The following is a 16,365-nucleotide window of genomic DNA, read 5'->3' on the forward strand; positions in this document are numbered from 1 at the left end:
TGTGGGAGCTGGCCCGTTACATCGGCGCGCGGGGCGCGCCCGCCTCTGCGCCCAGCAATTGCTGGATGACCTGCTCCTGCTGCTCGTACGCGCCTTCGCCGAAATGCACAAAGCGCACCTGGCCCTGCTTGTCGACAAAGTAATGCGCCGGCCAGAACTGGTTGGAAAAGGCATTCCAGATCGCATAGCGGTTGTCGATGGCCACCGGGTACTCGATGCCCAGCTTCGCCACCTGCTCACGCACATTGTCGATGTCGTTTTCATAGTCGTACTCGGGCGTATGCACGCCGATCACCACCAGGCCCTGGTCGGCGTAGCGCTTGGCCCAGCCATTGACGTACGGCAGGCTGCGGCGGCAGTTGATGCAGTCGTAGGTCCAGAAGTCCACCAGCACCACTTTGCCCTTGAGCGCTTCGCGGTCCAGAGGCGATGAATTGAGCCACTGTACCGCGCCGCTCAAGGGCGGCATCGGCCCCAGGCTGTCCAGCTGCGAACTGCCGGCGAACAAACGCCCGCCCAACGCCGCCAGGGCAGTGACCAGCACAAAGGCAATGCCCAGGGTTGTCTTCAATCGCATCGAGAGTCACTCCCTGTGAAGGCTCAGCCGCCTTCGTGGCAGCCATTGGTGGCGTAGGTCTGGTACTGCACGCTGCGTGACTGGCCATGGGAGTCCAGGTAGTCCATCTGCGCGGTCGTCACGCCACAGCCACGCGTGCTGTCTTCGTGCACCGCCAGGACTTTCTGCACATCCAACTGCTGCCCGTAATGGTAGCGCTGTACCGGCACGCTGCTATCGGCAAAGGCACTGAGGGCACCCAGGCCCAGGGTGGCGAGCAGGCCGATGCGCACCAAATTCTTGAAAGTCATGTCGAGTCTCCCGGGTGAAGGATTCACCGTTTGCCGGGGAGGAAGTGCCCGCCCCGTTGAGACCTATTTGAGGCGCGCAAGGTATCGCCGATGTGTCTGGAAATGCCTGGATTGCTTCACCAGGTATCTGTGGCCATAGCGGATACACTGCAATACAAACCCCGGCAGGCAGGCGCCGCGGGGCTCGATACACTGGCGCCAGAACGCTTGAACAGGAGCCCGGCATGGACCATGTCGATCACGTACTGGTCGTCGATGACGACCGCGAAATCAGGGAATTGGTTGGCAATTACCTGAAGAAAAACGGCCTGCGCACCAGCATCGTCGCCGATGGCCGGCAAATGCGTGCCTTCCTCGAAGCCAATGTGGTCGACCTGATCGTCCTCGACATCATGATGCCCGGCGAAGACGGCCTGCAGCTGTGCCGCGAACTGCGCGCCGGCCGGCACAAAGCCACGCCGGTGTTGATGTTGACCGCACGCGGCGATGAAACCGACCGTATCGTCGGCCTGGAAATGGGCGCCGACGACTACCTCAGCAAACCCTTCTCGGCCCGCGAGCTGCTGGCGCGGATCAACGCGGTACTGCGTCGCACGCGGATGCTCCCGCCGAACCTGAGCATCAGCGAAAACAGCCGGCTGATCGGTTTCGGTCATTGGCGCCTGGACACCACTGCCCGCCACTTGCTCGATGCCGACGGCACCCTGGTGGCCCTGAGCGGTGCCGAATACCGGTTGCTGCGGGTTTTCCTCGACCATCCGCAACGGGTGCTCAGCCGTGAGCAATTACTCAACCTCACCCAAGGCCGCGAGGCGGACGTGTTCGACCGCTCCATCGACCTGCTGGTCAGCCGCCTGCGCCAACGCTTGCAGGACGACGCCCGCGAACCGGCCTATATCAAGACGGTACGCAGCGAGGGCTACGTGTTCTCGCTGGCGGTGCAACACGTCGAGGCCCAGCCATGAGCGCGCCTCTGCGCTGGCCGCACACCCTGGCCTCGCGCCTGGCGCTGATCTTTTTCACCGGGCTGGTGCTGGCCTACGGGCTGTCGTTCAGCTTCCAGTTCTACGAGCGCTATGTCAGCGCACGCTCGATGATGCTGGGCAACCTGGAGCTCGACGTATCGACCTCGGTGGCCATCCTCGAGCGCCTGCCGGCGGCGGAACGCGAAGCCTGGCTGCCGCGCCTGGAGCGGCGCAACTACCGCTATCTGCTTGATGGCGGTGAACCGGGCCAGCCGCTGGAGTTGAACGATGCGCCGATGGCCGCGCAGTCCATCGACAAAGCCATCGGCAGTCACTACGCCCTCGACTACCAGAACATACCCGGCCCGCGCCCACACTTTCAGGTTCACCTGCGCCTGGCCGACGGTGAACCGCTGACCGTCGATGTCACCCCGACCACGGTGCCTCTGTCGACCTGGTTGCCGGTGGTGCTGGTGATTCAGCTGATGGTGCTGCTGTTGTGTACCTGGCTTGCCGTCAAGACCGCCATCGGCCCGCTGACCCGCCTGGCCAGGGCGGTGGACAGCCTCGACCCCAACGCGCCCGGCCCACGCCTGGAAGAGCGCGGGCCGCGAGAGGTGCAGTACGCAGCCGTGGCGTTCAACTCATTGCAGGCGCGCATAGCCGCGTACCTCAAGGAGCGCATGCAACTGCTGGCCGCGATTTCCCACGACCTGCAAACCCCAATCACGCGCATGAAGCTGCGGGTCGAAGTGATGGACCCCTCCCTTGAGAAAGACAAACTGTGGAGCGACCTGGAAGCCATGGAGCACCTGGTACGCGAGGGCGTGGCCTATGCCCGCAGCATCGACGGCAGCACCGAAGCCCGCTGTCGGGTCAACCTGGATGCCTTGCTCGACAGCCTGGTGCTCGACTACCAGGACAGCGGCCAGCACGTCACCTTGGGAGCAACCACCGGCGCGGTGATCGACACCCGTCCCCATGCCTTGCGCCGGGTGCTGGCCAACCTGATCGACAATGCCCTGAAATTCGCAGGTGCTGCGCAACTGGAGGTGCTGACGGGTAGCGATAACAGCTCGCTGATCCGGGTACTGGACAACGGCCCCGGTATTCCCGCCGATGAGCTGGATGAAGTGCTCAAGCCCTTCTACCGCGTCGAAGGCTCGCGCAACCGCAGCACCGGCGGCACCGGCCTGGGCCTGGCGATCGCCCAGCAATTGACCCAGGCCATCGGCGGCACCCTGACCTTGAGCAACCGACCGGGTGGCGGTCTGTGCGCGCAGGTGGACCTGCCTTCGTCGTAGCCGCCGGCGAACGAGGCTACGAACGACGGTAGGAGCGGGCTTGCCCCGCGATCAATGGTTCAGACAACACCTGTTTTGCGGGCTGTACCGGCGCCTCGCGGGGCAAGCCCGCTCCTACATAGAACCACGACCGCTTCGCGGCCGATCGCAGGCTGGCGCCAGCGGCTACGGGGCCTGTGGGAGCGGGCTTGCCCCGCGATCAATGGTTTAGACAACACCTGTTTTGCAGGCTGTACCGGCCTCTCGCGGGGCAAGCCCGCTCCTACATAGAACCACGACCGCTTCGCGGCCGATCGCAGGCTGGCGCCAGCGGCTACGGGGCCTGTGGGAGAGGGCTTGCCCCGCGATCAATAGCTCAGACCACAGCCATTTTGCTGGCGGTGCCGGCCTCTCGCGGGGCAAGCCCGCTCCTACCTGGCCGTGGGTGTATCACTGTGCTGGCAACACCGCCGCCTTGTTCACGTCCTTGAGCAGGAACACCACGAATTTCGCCGGTTTGCTCTGGCTGGCATTGCGCCCCACTGTGTGGATGTCGGCCGGGCCTTCATGGAAGCTCTGCCCCGGCATGAGGGTGACTTCCTTGCCCCCCTTCACGCCCATCACCACAGACCCCTCCAGCACATAGACAAACCCGTGGGCATCGTGGCGATGCACAGGGTCGGCGCCGCCTGGCGGGTACTCGACCTCCAGGATCAACACTTCCTTGCCGGGGTACTCGGGCAGCGCCTGGGTCATCACCGGTTTGACGCTCGGAGGTGGCGCACTGGAGGGCTGGGCGTGAACGGCCATGGCGGCCGTCAAGGGTACAAGCATGAACAAAGACTGGATGCGCATGTCGCTCTCCTGGTCCTGTGTATCAGTGTTGGACGGGGGTGGTTTTCAGCCAGGTCTGGAAGTGAATGGCGCCAAGGCGCGCATCGTCATCGGGCGTCAGCGAGCGGTCGTCGATGGGGGCACCGAAATAGGTGGCCTGGGGGTCGGCGATGACTTCGCGAGGGTCCTGGTTGTATTGCAGGTAGGTGCGCACGAACTCCACCAAGGGCAAGCGCTCGGGACCGGCGACTTCCAGGGTGCGGTTGGCCGGGGCCTGCTCGGCGATGTCGGCCAGGGTCTGGGCTACGTCGGCCGAGGCCACCGGCTGCAGGGCGGCGTTGGTCAAGCGCACCTGGTTGCCTTCTGCACCGGAGTAAGCAATGCCCGCCATGAACTCGTAAAACTGCGTGGCACGCAGCAGGGTGTACGGCACCCCCGAGCGCTTGATCAGTTCTTCCTGGGCCATCTTGGCGCGAAAGTAACCGCTGTCGAGCATGCGTTCGGTACCCACCACCGACAACGCAATGTGATGGCCCACGCCAGCGGCCTTCTCGGCGGCAAACAGGTTACGCCCGCAGGTTTCAAAGAACGACAGCGCCGCGGCATCCTCGAACGACGGCGAGTTGGAGACATCGACCACCACCTCGGCGCCCTGCAACGCCGGGCCCAGGCCTTCGCCGGTGAGGGCGTCGACGCCGGTTCTGGGGGAAGCGGCCAGCACAACGTGGCCCTTCGCCCGCAAGTTGTTGCACAGCTGGGTACCGATCAGACCGGTGCCCCCGATCACGACGACTTTCATGGCCGACCCTCCCACGGTTGGGTGATAGCAACCCTTCATCGTAGTCCGTCGTACAACCGCAAGCGTGAGAGCGGATCAGTGGTTGTCGGGCAGTTGCCACTGGGCACTTTGGCCAAAAAACGCCTGGGCGTTGTCCTCCAGGCTTTCCAGGTGATAGCCGCCCTCCTGCACGATCAGGCACGGCAGGCCGAGGCTGCGAATCCGCTCGCCCAGGGTGGCGAAGCCGTCGCGGGTGACGGCGACCTTGCTTTGCGGGTCCAGCTCGAAGATGTCGAAGCCCAGCGACAGCACCAGCACCTGCGCGCCAAAGCGCTTCACTGCGACCAGGGCTTGCTCCAGTTGTTCGAGGAAATCCGCCTCGCTGGCACCGTGGGCCATCGGCAGGTTCAGGTTGTAGCCCTCCCCGGCGCCGCTGCCGCACTCATCGGCAAAGCCGGCCACGCCGGGGTAGAAGTTGGTGGGGTCGCCATGCACCGAGACGTACAGGACATCATCCCGTTCATAGAAAATTTCCTGGATGCCCTGGCCGTGGTGCATGTCGGTGTCGAGCACCGCGACCCGCTCGAAGCGCTCGCGCAGCACCTGGGCGGCAATGGCGGCGTTGTTCAGGTAGCAGAAACCACCGGCGGCTTCGGCCCGGGCGTGATGACCCGGTGGCCGGCACAGGGCATAGGCCGCCGGCTCGCCATCGAGCAGTGCCCGCGCCCCGGCCACCGCGCTTTGCGCTGACCAGTAGGCCGAGCGCCAGGTCAGCTCGCCCACCGGACAACTGCCGTCGGCCAGATACCGGGCCGCCTGGGCGAGGATGCCGCGCAGGGCGTTGGGTTCGCGCACGAAGATGTTCGACATCACTTCATCGCCCCAGTCCTCGGGCACTTCCTTCCAGCGCCGATGGGCCTCTTCAAGAAACGTCAGGTAAGGCGCGCCGTGCACCGCCAGCAGCGGCTGCAGGCCGCCATCCGCCGGCTGGGCGATCTCGAAGCCCAGGCCCTTGGCCGCCTGCAGCAGGTTACGCGCGCGTTCGGGCACTTCCTGAGGGGTACGCATCTGGCCGCGGGAATAGTAGCTGCGCGGGTGATGCAGCAGCTGTTCAGGGTGAAAGTAGCAACGCATGAGCTTCTCCTTAGTCGACCCGGCCGGCACGGGCCAGCACGGCGTTGAGCAGTACGTCGGCGCCCTGGCGCACGTCTTCGGGCAACACGTCTTCGGCCTCGTTATGACTCAGGCCGCCCACGCAAGGGATGAACACCATGGCCGTCGGGCAGTAACGCGACAGCAGGATCGCATCATGACCGGCACCGCTGACGATGGTTTGCTGCGTGTACCCCAAGCCATCCACCGCCGCCTGCACGGCGGCCACGCAGTCGGCATCGAAGGGCGTGGCCGGGCTGACCCAGTGGCGGCTGAGGCTGACCTTCAAGCCGCGCGGAGCGGCAATCGCCCGCAAGCGCGCTTCGACCTGCCGCTCCATCTCTTCGATGGCGCTGTCGTGGTGGTGCCGCAGGTCGACGGTGAACTGCAGCAGGCCGGGAATGGTGTTGCGCGACGATTTGGCGATGCTCAATTCGCCCACGGTGGTCAGGCCTTCGGGGGCGAAGTCGCTGGCCAGCTGTTCGATCGCCTGGATCATGGGGGCGGCGCCATAAAGGGCATCCTTGCGCAGAGGCATGGGGGTGGTGCCGGCATGGGCAGCCATGCCTTGGACCTGCACATCGAGCCAGCGAATAGCTTGGCCGCCGCTGACCACGCCGATGCTCTTGGCGTTGTCTTCAAGGATCGGACCTTGCTCGATATGCGCCTCGAAATAGGCATCCACCGCACCGCCCAACGGGCGTTTGCCGGCGAAGCCGGTTTGCTCCAGGGCCTGAGCGACACTGATGCCGTCGGCATCACGCACCGCCAGGGCGTCTTCAAGTTTCATGCTGCCGGTGAACACCGCCGAGCCGAACATGGCCGGGGTGAAGCGCGCGCCCTCCTCGTTGGTCCATACCGCAATCTCCAGCGGCTTTTGCGTCTGGATCTTCAAGTCATTGAGACGCCGTACCACCTCGAGGCCGGCCAGCACACCGTACACACCATCGAAGCGCCCGCCTTCAGGCTGGGTGTCGAGGTGGCTGCCGATCATCACCGGGGCGGCGTGCGCATCGCGCCCCGGGCGACGGGCGAACAGGTTACCGATAGGGTCGACACTCAGGGTCAGGCCGGCTTCACGGCACCAGTGGGCGAAGAGGTCGCGCCCGGCCTTGTCGTCTTCGCTCAGGGCCAGGCGGCAACTGCCGCCCCGGGCGGTGGCGCCCACTTCAGCCATGGCCATCAGGCTCGCCCACAGGCGTTCGCCGTTGCTTTTCAACATCGCAGCTACTCCAGAACTCATCGGATTTTCAGGCCATTTCCAGGCGGTGGGCGGCGGCATGGCGGCGCGCAAGGGCCAGTACACAGAGCAGCGAAATTGCCGCAATCACGCTGTAGAACACTGCCATCGGCCACCATTGGCCGGTGAATGTGTGGGCAAGCCAAGTACCCACCAGCGGCGTCAGGCCGCCCGCAATGGCGCCACACACCTGGTAGGCCAGGGAGATCGCGGTGTAGCGCACATGGGTGTCGAACATGCCACTCACGTAGCCTGCAATCACCGCATAGAACGACGCCATGCAGATCACCGCCAGGGCAATGCCGACGATGATCAACGGCGCCTGGCCGGAACTCACCAGCACGAACATCGGATAGGGCGAGGCCATGGCCAGCAGCGACACCAGGCACAGGAACCGGGTGGCACCCACTTTCTCCGCCACCCAGGCGGCCATGGGCTGGATGCAGAACTGAATGATCGCCACCACAAACAGGCACTCAAGGATCAACGAGCGTGGCAAGGCCAACTGCTGGGTGCTGTAGGCGATCATGAAGGTGTTGGTGAAGTACACCCCGGCAATCCCCAAGGTGTTGGCGCCGATGCACAGCAGCAGAGGGCGCCAGGCAGTACGCAGCACTTCCATGACCGGCGCCTGCTCCTTGCGCTTGGCCTTGCTGGCCTGTTCGCGACTGGCGAGGAACTCCGGCGACTCATTGACCCCCAGGCGAATCGCCAGCCCCACCAGCAACAACAGCGCACTGGCCAGGAACGGCAGGCGCCAGCCCCAGCTCATCAAGTCTTCTTCGGGCAGGCGGGTGACGGCGCTGAAGGCCAGCAGCGACAGGATCAAGCCCGCCGGGCTGCCCAACTGGGCGAAGGAGGCGAAGAAATTGCGCCGCCCCTTGGGTGCATGTTCCCCGGCCATCAACACCGCGCCACCCCACTCCCCGCCCACGGCAATGCCCTGGACGATGCGCAGCAGGATCAGCAGCACCGGCGCGGCGGCGCCGATCTGCGCGTAGGTCGGCAGCAGGCCGATGCACACGGTAACGACGCCCATCATCAGCAAGGTAATCACCAGCGACTTCTTGCGCCCGATGCGGTCACCGATATGGCCGAAGACGATCCCGCCCAGGGGCCGGGCGAAAAAGCCCACGGCGAAGGTGCCGAAGGCGGCCATGGTGCTGAACAGTTTGTCATCGGAGGGGAAGAACAAGGCGCCGAACACCAGGGCGGCGGCGGTGGCGTAGATGTAAAAGTCGTACCACTCGATCATGGTGCCGATAAAAGCGGCAGCCGCGGCCCGGCGAGGCTGGGGCGAAGCGGAAGGCGTCATGGGTCAGGCTCCTTTGATTATTTTTCTGGCAGGAGAGAACGGTGCGGCTGGGCGTTCTGGTCGACGCCTCTGTAGGATCGATTTTTCGGCTCGGGACTATGATTAGTCAATTTTCTATTTATTATTCGCACTATTAGCCACCGTTATATTCACGCCACCGGGGCCCGCCATGCCTGACCGCCTGCTCAACGACCGCCTGGACTGGAACCTGCTGCGCACCTTCCGGGTGATCGGCCAGGAACTGAGCATCAGCCGCGCCGCCGCCCGTCTGCACCTGACCCAGCCTGCGGTGAGCCAGGCGCTCAAGCGCCTGGAGGAACAACTCGGGCGCCAACTGATCGCCCGGCGCGGCCCGCGCTTTGCCCTGACCGAAGTGGGCGAGCAGATCTTCCACCTGGCCGGGGAAATCTATGGGCAGATGTCCCAGGTCAGCGGTGTGCTGGAACAGCCGGCCGATGAGGTGATCGGCAAGGTGCGGCTGCTGATGATCAGCCGGATCTTTTCCGAGCCCTTCGATGACTTCCTGGCCGCGTTTCATCGCCAGCATCCCCGGGTGGACCTGGAAATCGACGTGATGCGCAGCTCCGACATCATCAGCGCCCTGCAGGAAAAGACCGCGACCCTGGGCCTGAGCCTCAACCGTCGCCCGCAGCCTCGCCTGGAGCAGCGCTTGTTCCTGCGCCAGCGCTACGCCTTTTTCTGTGGCAGGCACCATGGGCTGTTCGGCAAGGAAAACGTGGCCGAAGGCGACCTGCAAAAAGAGAACTTTGTCAGTTTTACCAGCGACCAGATTGGCGGGATGCTCTCGCCCTTGACCATCTTTCGTGACCAGCAGGGCTTCAGTGGGCGCATCGTCGCCTCGTCACCGAGCCTTGAAGAAGTGCGGCGCCTGGTGATCGCCGGGTTTGGCATCGGCTGTTTGCCGGCCCATGTGGTGGCAGCCGATGTCGAGGCCGGGTTGCTCTGGCAACTGCCGCCCACGGAAGGGATTGCCGACGTCGACATTCACCTGCTGTGGAACCGTGAGCAGCGCATGAGCCGGGCTGAGTCGGTGTTTATCGAAGCCTGTGCGAACGGGCCTTGTGGCAGCGCAATTGACCGATAAATATCGGCAACCGAGCCCTACCCGTCTATTTTAATAGACGCACAACCAGCACCACCCTCGATCAAAACCAGCGAAATAGAGCGTTTTTGTCGATAAACGCCGACAAAACCTTGAAACAATTTGTCAGAATTTAATTGACACGCTCCTGTCACCTTCTTATTTTCCTTCCTGCATCACCTCCTTCAGAAAAATAATTCCAAACAAAACACGGGCCAGTGCCATCCATGATGCCAGTCTCTTCACGCGCACCCAGCAAGCAGAACAAAGGACCCGTTCTCAGCGTTACACCTCGCCAGCCCGCCCCTCAGAACCAGGAGCGCGCCCAGCATGTCCAGTAACAACGCCGCAGCCCCCGACGCCCAATTCAAAAAAACCCTGAAGCTCTGGCAGGTGGTCATCATCGGCCTGGCCTACATCGCCCCGATGACCGTGTTCGACACCTTCGGCATCGTCTCCGGCATTACCGATGGGCATGTGCCCAGCGCCTATGTACTGGCCCTGCTCGGCATCCTCTTCACCGCCGTGAGCTACGGCGTGCTGGTTCGCCGCTTTCCCGAATCCGGCTCGGCCTACACCTACACCCGCCGGGCAATCAATCCGCATGTGGGCTTTCTGGTTGGCTGGTCGTCGCTGCTCGACTACCTGCTGCTGCCGATGGTCAACGCCTTGCTGGCCAAGCTGTACCTTTCGGTGATGTTCCCCGAGGTGCCGGCCTGGGCCTGGGTGGTGGGCTTCGTGACGATCATGAGCCTGATCAACATCCGCAGCATCAACCTGGTGGCCAGCTTCAACACCCTGTTCGTGGCGATCCAGGCCATCATCATCGGTGTGTTCATCTACCTCACCGTACGCGGCCTGCACAACGGCGAAGGCCTGGGCACGACGTGGAGCCTGCTGCCGTTCGCCGGCGAAGACACCCACCTCAATGCCCTGGTGGCCGGCGCCACCATCCTGTGCTTCTCGTTCCTGGGTTTTGACGCGGTCACGACCCTGTCGGAAGAAACCGAGAACGCCGAGAAGGTCATCCCGCGGGCAATCTTCCTGATTGCGCTGATCGGTGGCCTGGTATTCATCATCGTGTCGTTCTACATCCAGTCGTACTTCCCGAACATGGACCGCTTCCAGGACCACGAAGCCGCCCTGCCGGAAATCGCGCTGTATGTGGGCGGCAAGCTATTCCAGTCGATCTTCATCTGCTGCACCTTCATCAACACGCTGGCCTCGGGCCTGGCCTCCCAAGCCAGCGTGTCGCGCCTGCTCTATGTGATGGGCCGTGACAACGTCATCCCCAAACGCTACTTCGGTCGCCTGCACGGCAAGTGGAAAACCCCGGCGATCAATATCGTGATCGTAGGCTTCATCTCGCTGTCGGCGATTTTCTTCGACCTGGTGACCGCCACCTCGGTGATCAACTTCGGTGCGCTGGTGGCGTTCAGCTTCGTGAACCTGTCGGTGATCGTTCACTGCTACTGGCGCGAGGGCAACAACAAGACCCTGGCCGACAAGTTCAAGTACCTGGTCGTACCCACCATCGGCTTTTGCATCATCGCCATCCTGTGGCTGGACCTTGATGAACACTCGCTGTTGTTCGGCGGGGTCTGGGCCGCGACCGGGGTGTTGTACCTGGCGTACCTGACCAAAGCCTTCAAGGTCGCGCCGCCGAGTTTCATTGCCGAGTAGTGTCCCCATGAAAACAGCCCGTCGATATCGACGGGCTTTTGCGTTCAATACCGCCAACAATAAGGACGTCCCCATGCTGCTGCGCCGCCTGCTGATTCAATGGAAGATCACCTTGCTGGCAGGCTTGTGCCTGCTGGCTATCGTCGCGGTGTTGATGGCGGCGGCGCTGTTTCAAGCCGGACGCAGTGCAGCGCTGGTCAACAGCGCCAACACGCAAATGCTCGACCAGAACGCCCGCCTGCGCCTGCACACCTATGCCCAGCTGCAGGCGTCGCGGATTCAGCGCTACTTCAAGGATGCCTACCTGTATGGCAACGGCGTCGCCCACCTGATGACCGTGCTCAAGGCGCAAGGCACCGACAACCTGCGCCAGGTGCTGACCGCGCAGGCGAAAACGGCACTGGGCGACAACCCTGAACTGCTGGGCCTGTACCTGGTGTACTTGCCCGATGCGCTCGATGGCAAGGACAGTGCCTTCACCGATCAGGCCGACCTGGGCAGCAACGAAACCGGCCGGTTTTCCCTGTACTGGTCGCAGCCCAAACCCGGCCAGCTGGAGCATGAGGCGATGCCGGAAGACATGCTCGCCGACACCACACTGGGCGCCAACGGCGTTGCCTACAACCGCTGGTTGACCTGCCCGCTGGAGACGGGCAACACCTGCGTAATCGACCCCTACTTCGACACCGTCGGCGACCGTACGCCGCTGATGACCAGCATTGCCATCCCGCTCAAGCAGGACGGCAAGGTGATTGGCGTGATGGGCCTGGACATCAGCCTCGACAACCTGCAACAACTGAGCCTGGAGGGGCGCCAGGAACTGTTCGACGGCAACGGCCAGGTCAGCATCGTCAGCCCCGCCGGCCTGCTGGCCGGGCACAGCCGTGACGGCGGCCAGCTGAGCAAGAACGTCGAAGCGGTGTTCGGTCCGCAAGCCAGCGCACTGACCACGCAGATGCGCGCCGGCAAAGCCGCCGAGTTCACCGACAACGGCATGCTGCAGGTCAGTCAATCGTTCGTGCCGGTGCCCGGTGCGCAGCCATGGAGCGTGTTGCTGGAGGTGCCCGAGGCGGTACTGCAGGCCCCGGCCATTGAACTCAATGCGCGCCTGGACGCCCACAACACCCGCGCCAACCTGACCAGCCTGCTCATGGCCCTGGGCGCCGCCGTGCTCGGGTTGCTGGTGATCTGGATGACCGCCCGCGGCGTGACCCGGCCGATCCTCAAGGTGGCGGCGATGCTCAAGGACATCGCCAGCGGCGAAGGCGATCTGACCCGCCGCCTGGACTACAGCGGCAAGGATGAGTTGGGCGAACTGACCGGCTGGTTCAACCGCTTTCTCGACAAGCTGCAACCGGTGATCGCCGACGTCAAAGCCTCGGTACAGGATGCACGCGGCACCGCTGACCAGTCGGCGGCCATTGCCAGCCAGACCAGCGCCGGCATGCAGCAGCAATTTCGCGAAGTGGACCAGGTAGCCACGGCCTCGCAGGAAATGAGCGCCACCGCCCAGGACGTTGCCCGCAACGCCGCCCAGGCGGCAGAGGCGGCACGCGGTGCCGACCAGGCGACCCGTGAAGGGTTGGCGCTGATTCGCACCACCACCCACGCCATCGAACAATTGGCCTGCGAGATGAACGCCGGCATGGAGGAAGTCCAGCAACTGGCCAGCCGCAGCGAGCAGATCGGCTCGGTGCTTGAGGTGATCCGCTCCATTGCCGAGCAGACCAATCTGCTGGCCCTGAACGCCGCCATCGAAGCGGCCCGCGCCGGTGATGCGGGCCGGGGCTTTGCCGTGGTGGCCGATGAAGTACGCAACCTGGCCAAGCGCACCCAGGACTCGGTGGATGAGATCCGCGTGGTGATCGAAGGCTTGCAGCAAGGCACGCGCGAGGTGGTGGGCTCGATGCACAGCAGCCATCGTCAGGCCCAGAGCAGCGTGAGCCAGGCCGAACAGGCGCTGCCGGCGTTGCAGCGCATTGGTGAAGCGGTGACGGTGATCACCGACATGAACCTGCAGATTGCTTCGGCAGCTGAAGAACAGAGCGCGGTGGCTGAAGAGGTGAACCGCAATGTGGCGAGTATTCGAGACGTGACCGAATCGCTCTCCGGGCAGGCCGAAGAATCGGCGCAGATCAGCCAGGCGTTGAACCGCCTGGCCAATCATCAGCAAGGGTTGATGGCGACGTTCAAGGTGTAAACCGGCGCGGGTGGGGCCTGATCGCCGGCAATGCCGGCGATGGCCTCAGCGCGGCGTCATCACAAGGTCACCGGCAAGCCGCCCTTCCCCGGCCCCCTGGCAGGCTACGAAGTCTTCCTTGCGCAGCACCACCAGGGCAATCAGCGACACCACCCCGGTGCCGATGTAGAAGTACCACGGTGACGAAATATCCCCGGTCTGCTGGATCAGCCAGGTCGAAATGAACGGCGCACTGCCGCCAAACACCGCCACCGGAATGTTGTACGCCACCGCGATCCCCGTGGAGCGGATGCGTGTAGGCAGCAGTTCGCTCATGGTGGCGTAAGTGGACGAGGCATACAGCCCGAAGAAAATCGCCACCGCCATCAACGGCAGGAAAAACGAACCCGGCGTGGCCGTGGGCGCGGCCTTGAAGAACCAGTACATCGCCAGCGTCGCCAGGACCCCCACCACGATCAGGAAGGGTTTGCGCCCGTACCGGTCGGTGAACAGGCCGCCAAAAGGCATGACGAACGCAGCCGTCAAACTGGCGATGAAGACATAGAGCAGCGTGGTGCCACTGTCGAACTTGAGGATCCGCGACATGTAGGTGGAAGCGAAGGTCAGCACCAGGTAGAAGATCGAGCTGTGCAGGGTGATGATGAAAAACACCAGGGTGATCGCCCGCTTCCATTGCCACACTTCACGCAGCGGCGCCTTGGAGGTTTCCCCGGCCTTTTGCAGCGCCAGGAACTCCGGGCTGTCCTCAAGCTTGAGGCGAATGTACATGGAGATCAGGCCCATGGGGCCGGCGACCAGGAACGGAATGCGCCAGCCCCAGTCCTGCATCAGCTCAGCGCCGAGCAGCCAGGTCATACCATTGGCAACCACCCCGCCCAGCACCAGCCCAAGCACGGCGGTCACCATCAGCCAGCAGGTGGAAAAGCCCCGCCGGCCGGGCCCTGCGTATTCAGAGATGAAGCTGGTGATGGTGCCGATCTCGCCCCCGGCAGAAAAGCCTTGAACACAGCGAATCAGCACCAGCAGGATCGGCGCGGCGATGCCAATGGCGGCGTAGGTGGGCAACAGGCCCAGCAGGCACGTAGAGCCCGCCATCATGACCAGGACGGTGATCAGGGTTTTGCGCCGACCGATCTTGTCGGCCAGCGGCCCGAAAAACAGACCGCCCAAGGGCCGGATGAAAAAACTCAAGGCAAAGGCGGCAAAGCTGCTGAGCAAACTGGTGGTCGGGTCGTCGGAGACGAAGAACGCCTGGCCGATGTACACCGCCAAAAAGCCGTACACGCCATAGTCATACCATTCGATGAGGTGCCCGGAGGTTGCACCGATAAAGGCGCGGCGCCGTTGCCGGGCCGGGTTGTGCTGATGCGTTGCCATAGAAGTATTCCTGTCTTGTTCTTATTGATGGAAAACAGTCACGGAGTAACAGCGCTACCGCCAGCCTCCTGCAGCCATTGGCGCAGTGCGGTCTTGAGCACCTTGCCGTAGCTGTTTTTCGGCAACTCGGCGAGGAACACGTACTTCTTCGGTTTTTTGAACGAAGCCATGCGCCCGATGAACCAGGCAGTGAGCGATCGCTCATCCAGCGGCTGGTTGTCACGGGCAACCACAAAGGCCACCACTGACTCGCCCCACTCTGCGTCCGCCTCGCCCACCACACACACCTCGAACACCTCGGGGTGCAGCGCCAACACCTCTTCCACCTCACGGGGATACACATTGCTGCCACCGGAGATGATCACGTCCTTGCAGCGGTCGGTGAGGGTCAGGTAACCGTGATCGTCGAGATAGCCGATGTCGCCGGTGAGCAGCCAGCCATCGACCAGTGCCTCACCCGTGGCCGCCTCGTTGCGCCAGTAGCCGTGCATGACCGTCGGGCCGCGCACGGCAATCTGGCCGGGCTGCCCCGCCGGCAGCGCGTGCAACTGGGCATCGAGCACGCGGACATCGACACAGGCATGCGCCCGCCCCACCGAGGACACGATGGCGGACCAGTCCGGGCGCCCGCGATCGGCAATCAGCTCACGGGACAAGGCGCTGATGGTCATCGGGCTCTCGCCCTGGCCGTAGATCTGCACCAGGCGTGGGCCGAAGGTGCTGAGCGCTTCCTGGAGGTCGGCCAGGTACATCGGCGCGCCACCGTACACGATGGTCTTGATGCCCTCGCCGGCGTAGCCGGTACACCGGGCCTGTTCGACCATACGCTTGACCATGGTCGGCGCCGCGAACAGCGTTACATCGCCCAGCCGGGCGGCAAGCCCGAACAGCTCGTCGGCCTTGAAGCCACGGCTCTCGGGCACGACATGCCGGGCGCCGCAGCGCACATGGATGAAGTTGTACAACCCGGCACCGTGGGACATGGGCGCGGCATACACCACCGCGTCCCGGGCGCTGACCGCATCGACATCCAGCGGGTAACACAGCGACATCGCCGCCAGGTTGCCATGGGACAGCATCACGCCCTTGGAGCGCCCGGTGGTGCCGGAGGTGTAGAACAGCCAGGCCAGGTGATCGGCATTGCAGCTATAGGGGATGGGCTGGAGATCGCCGGCGTCCAGCGTTGTCCGACTGCGCCCCGCCAATTCGCGGCAGGCCAGTTCGTGGGGGGCGAACACCTGCCCGCCATCCGTGAACAGCACCCGGGCCTGGGCGTTGTCGACGATCCAGCCGGCCTCGCTGCGGTGCAGCTTGCAGTTGATCGGCACCGCCACGGCACCGACCCACCACACCGCGTACATCAGCTCCAGGTACTCGCAGCAATTCTTCATGAACAGCGCCACGCGATCACCCGGCTCGACCCCGTGCTGGTGAGTCAGCTCATGGGCCAGACCGCGTACCCTGGCAGCAAAACCCTGGTAGTCGGCAACCTGCCGCGCCCCTTCAAACAACGCCGGACGCTCGGGCCAGCACTGGGCGGCGGCATGCAGCCAATTGGCAATATTCACT

Annotated in this window: 13 protein-coding genes and 2 pseudogenes; 6 read left to right on the forward strand and 9 right to left on the reverse strand. The window is 63.8% G+C overall.

Annotated elements, in window-relative coordinates:
* Positions 1-16 precede the first annotated feature (16 nt).
* The gene (locus U9R80_RS17520; RefSeq protein ID WP_301841888.1) at positions 17-577 is read right to left on the reverse strand and encodes a thioredoxin family protein; all 561 of its coding nucleotides are present in this window, start codon (positions 575-577) and stop codon (positions 17-19) included.
* 23 nt (positions 578-600) lie between these two features.
* Positions 601-867, reverse strand: coding sequence for a DUF2790 domain-containing protein (locus U9R80_RS17525; protein ID WP_301841889.1), 267 nt, complete (start codon positions 865-867; stop codon positions 601-603).
* Between the two features lie 224 nt (positions 868-1,091).
* Here U9R80_RS17525 and U9R80_RS17530 point away from each other — a divergent pair, with 224 nt between their 5' ends.
* Together U9R80_RS17530 and U9R80_RS17535 are read left to right on the forward strand one after the other, a co-directional pair.
* Positions 1,092-1,832 carry a response regulator gene (locus U9R80_RS17530; protein WP_301841891.1) on the forward strand — a complete coding sequence of 247 codons (741 nt, stop codon included), beginning with the start codon at positions 1,092-1,094 and terminating at the stop codon, positions 1,830-1,832.
* A gap of 8 nt (positions 1,833-1,840) precedes the next feature.
* The gene (locus U9R80_RS17535; protein WP_301842108.1) at positions 1,841-3,136 is read left to right on the forward strand and encodes an ATP-binding protein; all 1,296 of its coding nucleotides are present in this window, start codon (positions 1,841-1,843) and stop codon (positions 3,134-3,136) included.
* A gap of 429 nt (positions 3,137-3,565) precedes the next feature.
* On the opposite strand, the gene U9R80_RS17540 is transcribed toward U9R80_RS17535, so the two are convergent.
* The 5 genes from U9R80_RS17540 to U9R80_RS17560 form a co-directional block, all read right to left on the reverse strand.
* A complete protein-coding gene (locus U9R80_RS17540) occupies positions 3,566-3,970 on the reverse strand; it encodes a cupin domain-containing protein (protein ID WP_301841892.1) in 405 nt (134 codons plus the stop codon).
* A gap of 22 nt (positions 3,971-3,992) precedes the next feature.
* Positions 3,993-4,748: an SDR family oxidoreductase gene (locus tag U9R80_RS17545; protein ID WP_301841893.1), complete on the reverse strand. Its 756-nt coding sequence runs from the start codon at positions 4,746-4,748 to the stop codon at positions 3,993-3,995.
* A 75-nt stretch (positions 4,749-4,823) separates the two neighbouring features.
* Positions 4,824-5,861, reverse strand: a complete 1,038-nt coding sequence (locus tag U9R80_RS17550) for a histone deacetylase family protein (protein WP_301841894.1) — start codon at positions 5,859-5,861, stop codon at positions 4,824-4,826.
* A 10-nt stretch (positions 5,862-5,871) separates the two neighbouring features.
* A complete protein-coding gene (locus tag U9R80_RS17555) occupies positions 5,872-7,101 on the reverse strand; it encodes a Zn-dependent hydrolase (protein ID WP_301841895.1) in 1,230 nt (409 codons plus the stop codon).
* A gap of 28 nt (positions 7,102-7,129) precedes the next feature.
* Complete coding sequence (locus U9R80_RS17560) at positions 7,130-8,434, reverse strand: MFS transporter (protein WP_301841896.1); 1,305 nt, start codon at positions 8,432-8,434, stop codon at positions 7,130-7,132.
* A gap of 169 nt (positions 8,435-8,603) precedes the next feature.
* Between U9R80_RS17560 and U9R80_RS17565 the strand changes: the two genes are divergently transcribed.
* The 4 genes and pseudogenes from U9R80_RS17565 to U9R80_RS27365 form a co-directional block, all read left to right on the forward strand.
* Entirely contained in the window at positions 8,604-9,539 is a 936-nt protein-coding gene (locus tag U9R80_RS17565; protein ID WP_301841897.1) for a LysR family transcriptional regulator, read from the forward strand.
* A gap of 327 nt (positions 9,540-9,866) precedes the next feature.
* Positions 9,867-11,219, forward strand: coding sequence for an APC family permease (locus U9R80_RS17570; protein ID WP_301841898.1), 1,353 nt, complete (start codon positions 9,867-9,869; stop codon positions 11,217-11,219).
* A 331-nt stretch (positions 11,220-11,550) separates the two neighbouring features.
* Positions 11,551-12,513, forward strand: a pseudogene (locus U9R80_RS27360) (PDC sensor domain-containing protein); the annotation flags it as partial.
* Between the two features lie 390 nt (positions 12,514-12,903).
* Positions 12,904-13,419 (forward strand): annotated as a pseudogene (locus tag U9R80_RS27365) (methyl-accepting chemotaxis protein); the annotation flags it as partial.
* A 45-nt stretch (positions 13,420-13,464) separates the two neighbouring features.
* Here U9R80_RS27365 and U9R80_RS17580 read toward each other — a convergent pair.
* On the reverse strand, positions 13,465-14,796 hold the full coding sequence (locus tag U9R80_RS17580) for an MFS transporter (protein WP_301841900.1): 1,332 nt from the start codon (positions 14,794-14,796) through the stop codon (positions 13,465-13,467).
* A gap of 38 nt (positions 14,797-14,834) precedes the next feature.
* Positions 14,835-16,364, reverse strand: coding sequence for a class I adenylate-forming enzyme family protein (locus tag U9R80_RS17585; protein ID WP_301841901.1), 1,530 nt, complete (start codon positions 16,362-16,364; stop codon positions 14,835-14,837).
* Position 16,365: the final 1 nt, after the last annotated feature.

Origin of the sequence: Pseudomonas sp. JQ170C, assembly GCF_035581345.1 — a bacterium.
Classification (GTDB): domain Bacteria; phylum Pseudomonadota; class Gammaproteobacteria; order Pseudomonadales; family Pseudomonadaceae; genus Aquipseudomonas.

Bases quoted from the DNA above. Each gene is read 5' to 3' on its own strand.
- U9R80_RS17520 (WP_301841888.1), bottom strand. From the start codon at position 577: ATGCGATTGAAGACAACCCTGGGCATTGCCTTTGTGCTGGTCACTGCC.
- U9R80_RS17580 (WP_301841900.1), bottom strand. From the start codon at position 14,796: ATGGCAACGCATCAGCACAACCCGGCCCGGCAACGGCGCCGCGCCTTT.
- U9R80_RS17555 (WP_301841895.1), bottom strand. From the start codon at position 7,101: ATGTTGAAAAGCAACGGCGAACGCCTGTGGGCGAGCCTGATGGCCATG.
- U9R80_RS17560 (WP_301841896.1), bottom strand. From the start codon at position 8,434: ATGACGCCTTCCGCTTCGCCCCAGCCTCGCCGGGCCGCGGCTGCCGCT.
- U9R80_RS17540 (WP_301841892.1), bottom strand. From the start codon at position 3,970: ATGCGCATCCAGTCTTTGTTCATGCTTGTACCCTTGACGGCCGCCATG.
- U9R80_RS17570 (WP_301841898.1), top strand. From the start codon at position 9,867: ATGTCCAGTAACAACGCCGCAGCCCCCGACGCCCAATTCAAAAAAACC.
- U9R80_RS17565 (WP_301841897.1), top strand. From the start codon at position 8,604: ATGCCTGACCGCCTGCTCAACGACCGCCTGGACTGGAACCTGCTGCGC.
- U9R80_RS17525 (WP_301841889.1), bottom strand. From the start codon at position 867: ATGACTTTCAAGAATTTGGTGCGCATCGGCCTGCTCGCCACCCTGGGC.
- U9R80_RS17550 (WP_301841894.1), bottom strand. From the start codon at position 5,861: ATGCGTTGCTACTTTCACCCTGAACAGCTGCTGCATCACCCGCGCAGC.
- U9R80_RS17530 (WP_301841891.1), top strand. From the start codon at position 1,092: ATGGACCATGTCGATCACGTACTGGTCGTCGATGACGACCGCGAAATC.
- U9R80_RS17545 (WP_301841893.1), bottom strand. From the start codon at position 4,748: ATGAAAGTCGTCGTGATCGGGGGCACCGGTCTGATCGGTACCCAGCTG.